Raw genomic sequence first — 15,108 nt, 5'->3', positions numbered from 1 at the left:
TGGTATGTCACAGGTAATCACAACATTACAGGCGCCTTCACGTCCCAGTTTAGATTTTTTTGAATACTGGGATTCATTGGGCCTTTTTGAAGAGCTATCAGTTATTTTGCCCCCGGAATTTTTTGTTATTTTTGAGATAGCTCAGGTAGTGTTTACCCCTGAATTAATATCCGAAGCATTGAATGCAGTGGAAGATATATCCCGCGAAGAAAAAATTGAAGCACCCAACCGTGATGAATCAATTCTGGTTAACCGTGTGGAAAGAATATCACCATTAAGCGATATCATGGTCATTGATCGATACCGCACCATCTATGATTTAAAGAAAGCCCTGCCACGCGAGCTTGCCTGGGAAGATGACATCTTTGACATTAAACTCTTCAAGCATGAGCTGTTAGTGCAAAAATTTTATGAAGAAAAGGCTGATACATTTAAACCCATTTCAACATTACAGGATGAAAGTGGAAGGCAGGCAAACCGTTTTGACCAAAAATTTTATCTTCTGTTAGACCGTTCACGCTCAATGGAAATCAGGATGCGATCATTTTTTTCCAAGTGTTTGGTTGCAGAATTTCTACGTCGTAAATTAAACAGTAATGCAAAGATTTTTTACAGGCCCTTTGATTCAAAACCTGGCGACCTATTTAAGATTGAAAAAAAAGAAGATTTCCCATTTTTAATTGAACGAGTATTACTCACCACTACTGGCGGTACCAGCACCAATTTACAGCAGGCAGTGTTTCAGGCCATAGATGACATCCACTATGACAAAGATATGCTCAATGCTGAAATACTTGTGGTAACCGACGGTATCAGTAAGATTGATAAGTATTTAATGAAAGAAAAATTAGGTGACATCAAATTAAATATCTTAAAAATTGGCCGTGACCTTGCTGAGCCTGACTACTTTGAAATGAAAAAAACGTTTGATGCTAACAAGATAAAATTTGACCCCACAGCGCTTAATATTAAAGAAATTCAACAAAAGATGGAAAAGTCACAGGAAGGAGAGGAAGCCCTATCGCCCTTACAGAAGCGCGCATACCGATATATCCTGGAATACTCAGAAACCATGTTTAAGGATTTGAAAGAAATTTCACACCGTTTTGTAGAAATACCTGATCTTGACCCAACATCACTGTATGAACTCACCGATGAAAAATTGGATGCCATTGAAACTGCTGTTGATGCATTTACTCGCATTGATTTTAATACAAAAACACTGGAAGAAAGAAAAAAGCTTTTTAAACAGGCATATTTTTTATCACAATATGTATCGTTATTGCTGGAAAACAAAAAAAATATTGCAAATCCCATTCTGAAGCGATGTGCATATAAACTTCACAAGATAACCCAGGATATTTTAGCTGATCCTTCATTATTACAGCTTGTGATGGAAACGGGAAAATTCTCTGACAAAGAAACGTTGAAACTTTCTAAAAAACAACTCAAAGAAAAGCTTAAAGAAATGAAGATGTCCCAGGCACCACTCTCAACTGAAGAGATACGGAAAGCTCAGATGCTGCTTACTTCTGATTTAGGTGAGGGAAATATTGGACAGTTTTTGCGGGTTCTTTTTATTAAGCTTATACAATTCATTAAACGTATAGTGCAGAAAGTAATAAACAGTATACGTAATAAGAATCACTAAATAGTATATACTATAGTTTTTCCCTTCTATACCAGTCAATTGTCTCTGCCCATATTTCAATATTAGTCTTCCTGGGGGCCCAGTTCAGTTCCTCTTTTATTTTATTACAATCAAGGACAAAATTGGATAAAATAAACTGGACATGGTCTTTACGCAAATAATGGATGTTTAATGGCTTTAGTAAAACCGATAGTACCCGTGTGAAAAAGGGTGTTATATGTTTAATCTGGCAATCTAACTTGGCTATCTCCTTTACCTTAACCACCTGTTCCAGCTGAGTTGGTACATTATCAGAACCAATATTATAAATTTTGCCTTTAGATTCCTGCTTATGTTTAATGGTAAGCAACGCAGCAACCACATCATCAGGATGTACAAGTTGATATCGGGAATCACCATCACCTGCTATATATAGTCTGTTGGAATCATCCATTGCCAGTGCCATATACAGAATAATTAAAATCATAGCATCATCAACTCCAGGACCTGTAATAATAGTAGGGCGCACGATAGTAACTGGCAAGCCTTCTTCTGCAAATTGTAAACATAGTTTTTCGGCTTTAACTTTATCCTTGCCATAAGGGGTATTGGGTTTTAATGGATCATCTTCTTTAATGGGCATAATATCAGGATTCCCGTATACTTTGGCACTGGATAAAAAAATAAAATGATTTATATTTTTATCTGCAGCAACTTTTAAAAGGTTTTCAGTCCCTTTAATATTTACTTTTTTCATAAATCGACGACCATAATATGATGCATCTTCAACATCCATCAGGTGGAAAACAGTATCAACATCTTCCATGGCCTCTTCAATACTATCTATATCTAAAAGATTGCTCTGATAAAAAGTAACAGCATCTGGCAATTTGGTATCTTTCCACATATCAATAGCTTTAACCTGTTGCCCATCCTGTAAAAACCTTGCTATCAGTGTACGTCCTACCAAACTGTTACAACCGGTTACCAGAATCATGCTGCCCTCCCTATCATAGACTATATGTCCATTCATACTATAGTAGTGTTTTTTTAAGTCAAGCGTAAAATAAGGAATTCATGATATACTACGTTAATCAAATTCAGCAGTACATAAAATCGTTGCAATATTAGAACAGTCATCCAGGTTTATTTGCTTTTCCTGAATAATTCGTTTTATCGTACATATAAAATCCATCTTAGGGATATTCCAGTATTGGACAATATTATGGACAATTCCCAGAGGTAGCACATTAAAAACTGAAATAAGATTTATAATATCATCGGCAGTGAAATGGTTGAACTCTGTACGCGTTAATCTGTATAGCATACTTTCAATAGCTTCAATAGAACGCATATACAAAATATGATTTTCGGGTATTGCATGCAAAACAGTTTTCATCAAAGGCAAAACTTCAATAACATTACTGGCAAAAATCTCAGTTGTTCGGATGTATAGAAATAAAATATACATATTATGAGGTGGATTAAGATAATCATACTGTTGTATATCACACGAAGATGCTAATGTAATCATTGCATCATAGTCATTATCACTTTTGTATAGCTTCTTCCAGTTAGCAAATTTTTTTCTGAATAAAGCCAATCCAACTATAGCACTTATGGCAATATCAGGTTCTGATGACAATGCAATATCATAAAAAAAGGGAATTAATGACTCATCGGGCATGGTAAGCAATGCAGTGGTTATAGCATACTGTAAAGATTTCTGCTCATGGAAATCATTAATACATCGGTCACGAAGACCAAGCAGGGAATGCCTCCATATTATAAGTACATCATCATGAATTAAATTATTTATAAGCAAAAACTGCTCATAATACTGCAATCCTTTCATAAAGGCCAGATACGTTTCGGCTTTTCTATATAGCATGTCTAAAATATATCTATCACTATTATGAGGAAACTCTTGTATTTCATATGCCAGTTGATCAATAAAGTGGAACAGTGCTATCGTGATGAGAGTATCATAGTGAAACCAGGAAATAATTTTATCCCTGTTATCATAAAATAACTGTAGCCCATTAATTTTTGTATCTGTGTTATGGAACTGATCGATCAAATGATCATAACTGAACTGTTTGTCATACACATTATGCATAGTTAGACGCTGTCCAAACGGAGCTCCTGAGAATGGAACCATAATGAAGCAGCGTTATGTCGTGTCTACTATTTTTTTTATTTAATAGGTTCTGAATAATGCTTTAAGTACACCTAAAATTGTAACAGTATCAGTGGTTATAGGGCTGTATTTTTCATTAGCAGGTAAAAGCTGTACTTTACGTTCTGTTTTTTTTAATATTTTCAATGTAGCTTCATTATCAATTAGAGCCGCCACGATTTCGCCATTGTTAGCATTTGGTTGTTGCCTGATTATGGCAATATCTCCATTATAAATACCAGCACCTGTCATTGAGTCACCTTTAACTTTGAGACCAAATAATGTGCCTTCGGGCAAAAACCCTGATGGAAGTTGAATATAGCTTTCAATATTTTCCTGGGCTAATATTGGTATACCTGCAGCAATTGTCCCAACCAGTGGAATGGAACGAACATCAGCATATACATCTTCTTTATCAATGAGTAATTCAATTGCGCGCGATTTGCCTGCTTCACACCTCAGATATCCTTTTTTTTCTATGGCTTTTAGATGGTCATAGGCACCTTTTACAGTAATTGAAAACTGATTTCCAATTTCCCGAACTGTTGGAGGGAACCCTGTCTTTTTTATTGTTTGTTTTATAAATGAAAATATTGCCTGCTGTTTTTTTGTTAAAGGTTTTATCATGATACTACCTTGCCTTTTGTGTTAATATATACTAATGTATAGTTATTGTCAATTATTTTTTTAATCAACTTTTTGCTGCTGTATCATTGTTATAATTTTAAGGAATGCACATGCAGGCAAAAATACTAATGGTACCGTATAAGTATTTACCATTTATAGTAACCAAATAGTTTTTTTTGCAAGCACATTTTATATCGTTAACTATCGCTTAAAAAAATTTTTCAATTTTTGTATAATACATACACCATATTTTTTTTTATATTCACCATAAAAGAATTGATTTATAAAGAAACATAGTGCATTGCAGTGTAAACGTATATACTTTATAGTATATTTTTAAATATTGCATAATTTACATGTTAACATTAGAAGAATCATATACACTATTACAGGTTCCAAAGAATGCTAGTGATGCAGAAATAGCAAAAGCATTCAAAAAACTTGCATTACTGTACCATCCCGACAAAAACCCCCATAGAATTGAATGGGCTAACAAAGCTATGGCAACAATAAATGTGGCGTACAATACTATAATGGCCCATCGCTTTAAAGACAAATCAACAGTACATGAAAAAGTTACTCCCCAGAAAAAAGAACCAAAATTCAAAAAAGAAGATATACTGCGCGAAGACCTTTTAACACAGTATTTTATTCAATACCGTGAAAAAGCAAAAGATGCACTTTACCAGTATTTCCAGTATAATCTTTATAATTTGGCACGCAGAGACATGCCCGCCAATGCTGATGTATTCAAAAAAATTGTGATGCAGCTTCGTCGCAGTTACCATGGAATAGACAATTTGTGTGAATATACCAATGACGAGGAATTTTTACAACATTTCAATATTTTCAAGGAATTGCTTTTTACATTTTATAAATCATCAGAATGTCTCAACATTATTGATTCATACGCTAACATACTTGATGTTGAGGCATTCAGAATTTACAGGCAGGGCGATGATTACCTGCTGCGGTCACAAAAGGAAATATTCTACGAAAGACACAATAGGGGTTTCTTTAAAAAAGAACAGGCAATAACTGATCTGGTAAAAGCAATACAGCTATTGCAGTTAACATTGGCACGCTTCCCACAATCATCATGGGTAGTAGAATCTCAGATAAAACTTGAACATGCACTAAGTATTGAAAAATATTTAAAATTATTTTTTGAGTAAAAGCCTATGGACATTATAACAACATTAGGAATTGCAGTGGCACTGGCAATGGATGCGTTTTCAGTTTCCATTGCATCAGGTTTGTATATATATAAACCCTATCATCGATTTTATTTTAGGATTGCGTTCCATTTTGGGTTATTTCAGTTTGCAATGCCCATTATTGGTTACTTTGGCGGAGTTGCTATAGAACCCATTATAAAAAATTTTGACCACTGGATAGCGTTTGGATTGCTTGCATTCATTGGAACACGTATGGTAAAAGCTTCATTCAGCCATGAAGATAATTCTTTTAAGGGTGACCCATCAAAGGGCTTTACCCTTATTCTTTTAGCACTAGCAACCAGCATTGATGCATTGGCTGTTGGACTTAGTTTTGGTGTTCTTCATAAACCCATCATCATGCCAAGTATTATTATTGGATTAACCTGTGCATTGTTTTCAACCTTAGGAGTCTTTTTGGGCCGTACGGCAAGTGACATTATTGGCAAACGCGCTGAACTTATTGGGGGATGCATACTCATAATCATAGGTGTAAGAATACTCTTTGCGCATATGCAATAATCTATTCACGCAACGACACCTTCTTTCCGATAAACATACTGTACTATTTTTTTTGGGCGATAGCTCATTATAGCAGTCTGTATATGTTGATTAAACTACACATACTACCATCATGAAGATATTAAAAACATATATAATAACCATATTGCTTATGTTAATAGCTGTACAAACTGGTGCCGAAGATTACCAGTATCAGTACTTCCAGAAAGAGAAAGAAGAGTTTGTCCCATTTTCAGACTATATTCCCAAGGTACGCATGCATTATAAAGTTGTACCTCATTATGTTGAAGATTTCTACGAACTGTATGGCATGAAATTATACTATGATGAAAACTCATTGAGGAAAAATATTGATCGCCTGAAAACAGCACTTACCTGTAAATTCCGTCATCCATCGCACGCTTTGGTTAAAATCCAAACCGAAGATGAATACTACAAATACCGTAATCTGATGTTCATGCATATCAACATGCTGATACTTCGTAACTATCTCAAAATTGCTACGCGCTATGATAAACAGCATATATATTTCTACGATGCAGATTATGCAAAAGACATTCAGGAAAGCCTGAAAATTGCAGAACAAATGTATAAGGAAGCTTTGCCCTACTGGTATGAAGCAAAAAAATATGCTGACACCGCAAGCACTGTAAAAATTACAACCAATTTAGGATTTATTGAAACGGAACGTATAAAAATAATCCGTGGCGAAGTTGATTTTGAAAAAATAATTAATGACCACATAACCCGCGTTAAAAAAAAGCAAAATAGTATTGACGCATTACTTGCCTCATATCAAAAGTAGTATCATGGAAGTAATTGAAGCCATAAAAAGCAGACGTTCAATACGACATTATACATCTGAACCAATCTCTGATGATGTTGTTGCCCAAATCATAGAAGCAGGGATATGGGCACCATCAGGCCTCAACAATCAACCATGGCGTTTTGTTATTGTTCAATCAAAGGATAAAAAGGAAGCATTGTCACAATGCACATCATATGCTCGTATTATTAAAGAATCGCAGGTGTGTATATGTGTTTTTTATCACATCCCATCAGGATATAACCGTGATAAAGATATTCTGAGCATTGGAGCATGCATTCAAAATATGCTGCTTGCTGCCCATGACAAGGGATTGGGGGCTGTGTGGTTAGGTGAAATACTCAATCAAAAGCAAAAGGTCAATGAGTTGTGCTATCTTTCAAGCGAATACGAACTTATGGCAGTAATTGCATTAGGATACCCCAATGAAAAGGGAAGTTCTACACGCCATCCGCTCCAATATTTTATTGTTAAAAAAATATAGCATATGCTAACTACAACCATTTATTAATACTGTTTATTTTATCTATAGCGTCATCTACCCATTCATTATACGGATATTCTTTTATAATTTTTGAAAACAGTGATTTGGCTTCTTTTAGCTTTAATACAAGATAGCCTTTGTTACCTGTAAATCCAGTACCATCGGTATAATAGTAATAAAATGCCTGTTGCAGAATATTAAAAGCATGTTTATAAACAATATAAACACCATCCTTACCATCACTTCTCTTGACTTCATGTCGTTTGTTTGAAGAAACATGTTGTTTAAGATAATCATATGCAGCATTAATAAGCTGCATCTTTTGCAATGCATCCGTATCACTGCTTATATCAGGATGATATAACATGGCTAACGTTCGGTAAGCATCCGAAAGCTCTTCAAGGGTAAATTGTGATTGTAATCCAAAGATTGTTATGTATTTTTTAAATAAATCCATAAAAATACTGTATGAATGATCAGATATACCTATTTTTCTTTTGTTTATACATCTGCTTCAGGAATATCGGGAGTCTTTATACACTGAACAAAAAATGAATGATGTCACCATCATTCACAATGTAGTCACGCCCTTCACTACGCAACAATCCATGCTCTTTTATGGCATGCAAAGATTTAAATTGTATAAGGTCATCGTAATGAAATACTTCAGCACGTATAAAGCCTTTTTCAAAATCGCTGTGAATAATGCCGCTGGCTTTTTGTGCAGTTGTTCCCCGCTTTATTGTCCATGCCTGCAATTGTGTTGTAACAGTATAATACGTGATGAGGGCCAGCATGGAGTATGCTGTTGTTATAAGGCGTTCCAATGCTGATTTATCTACACCCAGCGCCTGGCGGTACTCACGCTGTTCCTCTGGTGGTAATTCAACAATTTCTTCTTCTATCTTTGCGCTTATAGCAACTATGCCCAATCCATGCTTTTGGGCATAATCCTGTAATATTGCATATGCATCAGTTGCATTACCCTGCTCATCCACATTGGCACATATTATCATTGGTTTGGCAGTAATAAGTCCATATTCATTGCACACTACAAGCTCTTCTGAATTCAGCTTAATCCTGTTTAATAAATTGCCCTGATTAATATACTGAAATAACCTCTCAATGACTTCCAGCCTGTGGGCATTTTCTTTATCTCCTGATTTGGCCTTTTTTTCAACTTTTTCTTTTGCTCTCAGTAGCACCTCCATATCTGCCAGCAAAAGTTCTGTATTAATTATTTCAATATCACGCAATGGCTGAATTTCCCCTTCAACATGGACAACATCGCTGTTTGTAAAACAGCGAACAACATGCACAATTGCATCAACTGCCCGTATGTGACTTAAAAACATATTGCCCAGCCCCTCACCTTTGGAAGCACCTTTAACAAGCCCTGCAACATCAACAAACTCAATTCTTGTAGGAATCGGGTCATGTTTTTCCAATATATCTGCAATTGTATACAAACGTTGATCAGGAACAGGCACAATGCCTTTATTAGGCTCTATAGTACAAAACGGATAGTTTTCCATTGGGGCATGTGCCCCTGTTAATGCATTAAATATAGTTGATTTCCCAACATTTGGCAAACCTATAATCCCGCAGGTAAATCCCATAACCATCCCCTTTTTAAAAAAGCAAAAATTATCTGAAATATGTTGACATATCAACAAATGAATACCGTGATGTATGTAACGAGAAACATTCTGTGGCAATGCTACAGGATATTTAAAAAAAATCAAACAGTATTATGGCTGAAACAATATTATTATCATTAACACTTCTATCCTTTCTTTTCCTGTGTGTGGCACTTGCTAATATTAACAATAAAGAAGGCCGTTACTCTGTACCGATTGTGTTATGGGCAACGGTAGCAGGTACGATAGCTTTTGTAAATGTATCCCATACATTCATTACTTTTATTGTTATAGTATACCCGTTTGTTTTTGCACTGTTTATTCACGCTCTAATCAAACCATTGAGTACCGGTGATATCTATACATATGGAATTGTTCAGCTTGCAACTATCCTTTCATTATTTTTGCCTTTTGTCATGATGCCTGCAATCCTGGCATTCATGCACATATATACTGCATTTACTGTACACAAAACAATCTCATTCAAATACGGAAAAATACTCTTACAGAGCATGCTGGCCATTGAATCGCTCATTTTAGGTTTTATATCCTATATGCAAAACATAGACATACTTATTATTACTCTAACAGTATTTATTACAGTTTTTTTAACTATCATGATATATGATACATTGAAACGTTCCCAAACTGCTCTATTAAAAATGCGGGCACTTGCGCGTATGAATGCAAACCTGACAAAGTTGAACAGGCTTTTAAAGCAAAGAAATGACCAGTACATTGCAATGCTCAATAAGAAAGACAATGATATCCAGTTACTTTCAAAATACTCTACCATGGCTGAAATTACTGCAAGCATAGCCCATGAGATAGCCCAACCTTTAACAGGCATTAAGGGCATTGCTCAGAACATGATGGATGACATAAATCTTGATGATTTTAATTACTTAGAAGCTTTATCTGAATTACAAAAGATTTGCACCATGGTGGACAAAGCAACCTACATTATTGACCATATACGGAGTTTCACTACCAACAACCACATTTTCAAACTAATAGATATTAATACAATCATAATGAATGCAGTTACACTAACCCATAATCAATTGCAAAAGCATAATATTGATATAGTTCTTTTACTGAACGATTCAATACCAAAAATTTATGGAAATTCTATAAGCATAGAACAAATACTGTTAAATCTTATCACCAATGCACGCGATGCCATCATTGAAAAAGCAAAGAAAGTGCAATCTGATTATACAGGAAAGATTACTATCAAAACAGATTATTCAGATGACTACGTAATAGTAACAATCGAAGATAATGGGATTGGAATCCAGCCTGACATACAAAAACACATATGGTCCCCATTTTTCACAACAAAAAAAATATAGCCAGAGTTTAGGCATAGGATTGTCAATTAGCAAAAAAATAATCAATGACCATAATGGTGAGATTTCAATAGAATCAACTCCAGACGAAGGCACTATTTTTAGCATTAAATTTTCTTTATTAAAATAAATAAATATTCATTATTATAGTAAATAATTTTTGAATTGACCAGTTCAATAATTGGGTATACTATTTTTCGCTATCTAACATTCATCCCGGTGGGGGTTGGCATGCTAAATCCGTGTAAATGTAAACTATGTATTATGTTTGTTTTATTAATTGTTTTTATACAATTAGATGCTACTGCACTTGAAGTTGCTATTGACGAAATACGAACAGAACCTGTTGTTTTTATAAACTATCGGGGTGCATATAAAAAAGCAGATTCATTACATGACATAGAAAATATTGGGAAATCATTGGCACGCATCAGTAACAATACTGGAATTATCCGTTTTGGGATGAAATATTCATTAATAAATGCAATTTCACAGGATGAACCTGAAAAATTTTCAGCCACAATATTTTCAATAGATAAAAAAGCAAGGGTTGGACATATTGATATAATCCGTAAAATCCTATCAGCCTATTTGCAGCAAAAATATGGTTACTCGCAACAACACGCTAAAGCTATCGCCCTATTTTTAACCTATTATAATGCCATATACAGGGGTAACATTGATTATTTTTCATCAAAATACAAGAGCATTGTTATACAATATATAACAAAATATAATGCAGGCATTTCAACAAAATATTATGAATGGCCTGGAGCAACAAAAATGCTCATCCCCTTGACCCAACAACCTCAAAAGGGAAAGCTTGATTCTATCCTGATAGATGTTATATCAGATAAAAAAATAATACAGGAAATAAGAAAAGATGATAAAAACATCCAGGCTCGTAAGGACCTGGTGGACATAAAGGAAAAAATCTTAACACAGGACAAGGCTAATCTTGAAAAAAGTAAAAAAGATATAATTCAGGAAGCTACTAAATTAGAAGAAAACAAAAAATCTATTGAACAGAAAAAAGAAGAACTACAACAAACAGAAAAAGAGATACATGAATTGAAAGAAGAAATAAAAAAAGAACCATCATCTGAAAAACAAAAGGTCCTAAAGAAAGAAATTGAAACAAAAGAACAACAACTGGAAAAAGAAAAGGGAGATATAAAAAAGAAGGAAGAAGAGTTGGCAAAAAAGGAATCAGAAATTTTAGATAAAAAAAAGACAATTTCAGAAAAAGAAAAGCTCCTTACAGAAAAAGAAAATGCACTTGAAAAAGAAAAAGAAGAAATAGCCGCTGATGAAATTAAAAAATCACCTGCAATAGAAAAAGAATTGGCTAAAAAGCTAGAAAAAAAGGAAAAAGAATTGGATGAAAGGGAAGATAAACTACGTTCAAAAGAACTGGATCAAAATATTTATGCTGACAAACTCTATTATCTAAAAATAAAGGAATACCTGCAGGATGGTCATTACAATAATGAAATGGTTATGATAGACCCTGCAACCCGCAAAATTTTGTTCAAATCACCAGAAAAAAACATTTGTGGTAGCCGATATGATATATTTTCAGGCGGTGTTGTTGTCATTACACATAAGGGCAGCCATTCCATAGGGCACAGGCTTACATTACTTGATAGAAATAGTCTGGAAGCCAAAATATATGGTTCTGATAATATTTTCTGGCGTAGCTTTATAATAATTAAGGATGGTTTTATTTATGCGATAGTTATTGAAAATGGCAGGTTTTATCTTGGGCGCTTTGATACAAATCTCAAAATGGTTTCAAAATCGTCTGAAGAAGTTAATGAGAACACATTTATTAGCTTTTGGGATAATTATATATATATAAATAGAGCAGATAAAACTATTATGGTTCTTGATAAGGAAACATTAACACTAATTGATACTATCAAACCATAAGATCAACATTTTTTAAAAAAGAACAGAATAAAAAAGCCCCTCTTGTAACAAAAAGAGGGGCTTTTTATAATATGGTCAAGCCTCACGACTGATTAGTACTGGTTGGCTGAACACATTGCTGTGCTTACACCTCCAGCCTATCAACCTCGTAGTCTTCGAGGAGTCTTCAGTGACCTCAAGGGTCAGGGGAAATCTAATCTTGGGGTTGGCTTCCCGCTTAGATGCTTTCAGCGGTTATCCGATCCGAACATAGCTACCCAGCGGTGCCGTTGGCACGACAGCTGGTACACCAGAGGTTCGTCCATTCCGGTCCTCTCGTACTAGGAACAGATCCCCTCAAATTTCCAACGCCTGCAGAGGATAGGGACCGAACTGTCTCACGACGTTCTGAACCCAGCTCGCGTTCCGCTTTAATCGGCGAACAGCCGAACCCTTGGGACCTTCTCCAGCCCCAGGATGCGAAGAGCCGACATCGAGGTGCCAAACAGTGCCGTCGATATGAACTCTTGGGCACTATCAGCCTGTTATCCCCGGGGTACCTTTTATCCGTTGAGCGATGGCCCTTCCACGCGGGACCACCGGATCACTAACCCCTACTTTCGTATCTGCTCGACTTGTAGGTCTCGCAGTTAAGCTCCCTTATGCGTTTGCGCTCTATGCACGATTTCCGTCCGTGCTGAGGGAACCTTTGGGCGCCTCCGTTACTCTTTAGGAGGCGACCGCCCCAGTCAAACTGCCCACCAGACACTGTTCTGATCCTGGATCAACAGGAATCAGTTAGTAACCCGATACGATAAGGGTGGTATTTCAAGGACGACTCCATCCCGACTAGCGTCGAGACTTCCCAGTCTCCCACCTATCCTACACATACCGCACCAAATTACAATGTCAGGATGCAGTAAAGGTCCACGGGGTCTTTCCGTCCTTCTGCAGGTAGTCTGCATCTTCACAAACATTACAATTTCACCGTGTCCCTCGTTGAGACAGTGACCAAGTCGTTACACCATTCGTGCAGGTCGGAACTTACCCGACAAGGAATTTCGCTACCTTAGGACCGTCATAGTTACGGCCGCCGTTTACCGGGGCTTCAATTCAGAGCTTCGTCCTGATATAATCAGAACTAACCCCTCCTTTTAACCTTCCGGCACCGGGCAGGTGTCAGGCCCTATACTTCATCTTACGATTTTGCAGAGCCCTGTGTTTTTGGTAAACAGTCGCTTGGCCCGTTTCCCTGCGGCCTCTTCATGCTCCGCCCGCGGGGGCATCACACTAATGAGGCGTCCCTTCTTCCGAAGTTACGGGACTAATTTGCCGAGTTCCTTAACGAGGGTTCTCACGAGCGCCTTAGGATTCTCTCCCCGCCTACCTGTGTCGGTTTGCGGTACGGTCACCTGGTATTGCGTTTAGAGGTTTTTCTTGGTAGCATGGAGTCAGGACCTTCACTCCCCTTGCGGGGAGCTCCCCTACAGCCTCAGCCTTAAAGAATCCCGGATTTTCCTGGGATTCAAGCCTACGCATAAGAACAGGGATAACCAACACCCTGCGCCCTTATCCTTCTACGTCACCCCATCACGATAGCCTCCACCAGGTGGTGCAGGAATATGAACCTGCTTCCCATCGACTACGCCTTCCGGCCTCGCCTTAGGGGCCGACTAACTCTGAGTTGATTAGCATTGCCCAGAAAACCTTAGGCTTACGGCGTCCTGGTTTTTCACCAGGATTTTCGCTACTCATGCCGGCATTCTCACTTCCATACAGTCCAGTTAACCTCGCGATTAACCTTCAGCCCGTATAGAACGCTCCTCTACCACTCCGACAAAGTCGAAGTCCAAAGCTTCGGTAGCATGCTTAGTCCCAATCATTTTTGGCGCAAAATCACTCGACCAGTGAGCTATTACGCACTCTTTAAAGGAGTGGCTGCTTCTAAGCCAACCTCCTGGCTGTCTTAGCAATTTCACATCCTTTATCACTTAGCATGCATTTTGGGACCTTAGCTGTTGGTCTGGGCTGTTTCCCTTTTGACCACGAAGCTTATCCCCCGTAGTCTGACTCCAGTGCTCTAAAGTTATGGCATTTGTGGTTTGAAAGGGTTCGGTAGGTTTGTAGACCCCCTACCCCGATCAGAGCCCTACCTCCATAACTGAACGCACCAGGCTAGCCCTAAAGCTATTTCGAGGAGAACCAGCTATTGCCGAGTTTGTTTAGCCTTTCACTCCTATCCACAACTCATCCGAGCAGTTTTCAACCTACACCGGTTCGGCCCTCCAGTTCGTTTTACCGAACTTTCAGCCTGGTCATGGATAGATCACTCGGTTTCGGGTCTACTCAGTATAACTAATCGCCCTGTTCGGACTCGCTTTCGCTACGGCTTCATGATTACTATCACTTAACCTTGCTATACTGAGTAACTCGCCGGCTCATTCTACAAAAGGCACGCGGTCATCCCGACAAGTCGAGACTCCCACACCTTGTAAGCATACGGTTTCAGGTTCTATTTCACTCCCCTCCCGGGGTTCTTTTCACCTTTCCCTCACGGTACTGGTCCACTATCGGTCACTGGTTAGTATTTAGCCTTACGAGGTGGTCCTCGCAAATTCCCACAGGATTTCACGTGTCCCGCGGTACTCAGGTAACTGAACCAGGAAGATCTCTATCTTTTCACCTACGGGGCTTTCACCCTCTTTGGCCCTCTTTCCAGC

13 protein-coding genes and 1 rRNA gene (1 of these 14 cut by a window edge) are annotated in these 15,108 nt (G+C 37.4%); 8 read left to right on the top strand and 6 right to left on the bottom strand.

Annotation, left to right across the window (positions count from 1 at the left end):
* The first annotated feature begins 4 nt into the window (after positions 1–4).
* Entirely contained in the window at positions 5–1,651 is a 1,647-nt protein-coding gene (locus tag AB1444_02410; GenBank protein ID MEW6525501.1) for a hypothetical protein, read from the top strand.
* Between the two features lie 10 nt (positions 1,652–1,661).
* Here AB1444_02410 and AB1444_02405 read toward each other — a convergent pair whose 3' ends face one another.
* From AB1444_02405 to lexA, 3 genes are all read right to left on the bottom strand, one after another.
* Positions 1,662–2,627, bottom strand: coding sequence for an NAD(P)-dependent oxidoreductase (locus AB1444_02405; protein MEW6525500.1), 966 nt, complete (start codon positions 2,625–2,627; stop codon positions 1,662–1,664).
* A 93-nt stretch (positions 2,628–2,720) separates the two neighbouring features.
* The gene (locus AB1444_02400; protein MEW6525499.1) at positions 2,721–3,791 is read right to left on the bottom strand and encodes a hypothetical protein; all 1,071 of its coding nucleotides are present in this window, start codon (positions 3,789–3,791) and stop codon (positions 2,721–2,723) included.
* Positions 3,792–3,830: 39 nt separating this feature from the next.
* On the bottom strand, positions 3,831–4,433 hold the full coding sequence (gene lexA, locus AB1444_02395) for a transcriptional repressor LexA (protein ID MEW6525498.1): 603 nt from the start codon (positions 4,431–4,433) through the stop codon (positions 3,831–3,833).
* A gap of 359 nt (positions 4,434–4,792) precedes the next feature.
* On the opposite strand from lexA, the gene AB1444_02390 reads away from it, so the two are divergent.
* The 4 genes from AB1444_02390 (at position 4,793) to AB1444_02375 (ending at position 7,485) form a co-directional block, all read left to right on the top strand.
* Positions 4,793–5,611: a J domain-containing protein gene (locus AB1444_02390; protein ID MEW6525497.1), complete on the top strand. Its 819-nt coding sequence runs from the start codon at positions 4,793–4,795 to the stop codon at positions 5,609–5,611.
* A gap of 6 nt (positions 5,612–5,617) precedes the next feature.
* Entirely contained in the window at positions 5,618–6,175 is a 558-nt protein-coding gene (locus AB1444_02385) for a manganese efflux pump MntP family protein (GenBank protein ID MEW6525496.1), read from the top strand.
* A gap of 112 nt (positions 6,176–6,287) precedes the next feature.
* Positions 6,288–6,980: a hypothetical protein gene (locus AB1444_02380; GenBank protein MEW6525495.1), complete on the top strand. Its 693-nt coding sequence runs from the start codon at positions 6,288–6,290 to the stop codon at positions 6,978–6,980.
* A 4-nt stretch (positions 6,981–6,984) separates the two neighbouring features.
* The gene (locus tag AB1444_02375) at positions 6,985–7,485 is read left to right on the top strand and encodes a nitroreductase (protein ID MEW6525494.1); all 501 of its coding nucleotides are present in this window, start codon (positions 6,985–6,987) and stop codon (positions 7,483–7,485) included.
* A 10-nt stretch (positions 7,486–7,495) separates the two neighbouring features.
* Here AB1444_02375 and AB1444_02370 read toward each other — a convergent pair whose 3' ends face one another.
* Both AB1444_02370 and ychF read right to left on the bottom strand, forming a co-directional pair.
* Positions 7,496–7,942 carry a DnaJ domain-containing protein gene (locus tag AB1444_02370; protein MEW6525493.1) on the bottom strand — a complete coding sequence of 149 codons (447 nt, stop codon included), beginning with the start codon at positions 7,940–7,942 and terminating at the stop codon, positions 7,496–7,498.
* 76 nt (positions 7,943–8,018) lie between these two features.
* Complete coding sequence (gene ychF, locus AB1444_02365; GenBank protein ID MEW6525492.1) at positions 8,019–9,104, bottom strand: redox-regulated ATPase YchF; 1,086 nt, start codon at positions 9,102–9,104, stop codon at positions 8,019–8,021.
* 134 nt (positions 9,105–9,238) lie between these two features.
* Here ychF and AB1444_02360 point away from each other — a divergent pair, with 134 nt between their 5' ends.
* From AB1444_02360 to AB1444_02350, 3 genes are all read left to right on the top strand, one after another.
* Positions 9,239–10,480 (top strand): ATP-binding protein, encoded by a 1,242-nt coding sequence (locus AB1444_02360; GenBank protein ID MEW6525491.1) that lies wholly within the window; start codon positions 9,239–9,241, stop codon positions 10,478–10,480.
* On the top strand, positions 10,410–10,607 hold the full coding sequence (locus AB1444_02355; GenBank protein ID MEW6525490.1) for an ATP-binding protein: 198 nt from the start codon (positions 10,410–10,412) through the stop codon (positions 10,605–10,607). Before AB1444_02360 ends, AB1444_02355 begins: the two co-directional genes overlap by 71 nt.
* A gap of 101 nt (positions 10,608–10,708) precedes the next feature.
* Complete coding sequence (locus tag AB1444_02350) at positions 10,709–12,409, top strand: P83/100 family protein (GenBank protein MEW6525489.1); 1,701 nt, start codon at positions 10,709–10,711, stop codon at positions 12,407–12,409.
* 71 nt (positions 12,410–12,480) lie between these two features.
* On the opposite strand, the gene AB1444_02345 is transcribed toward AB1444_02350, so the two are convergent.
* Positions 12,481–15,108: ribosomal RNA gene (locus tag AB1444_02345) — 23S ribosomal RNA — on the bottom strand (it continues 384 nt past the right edge of the window).

Source organism: Spirochaetota bacterium (assembly GCA_040756435.1).
GTDB lineage: Bacteria > Spirochaetota > UBA4802 > UBA4802 > UB4802 > UBA4802.
This window is presented reverse-complemented; position numbering and strand designations above follow the sequence as displayed.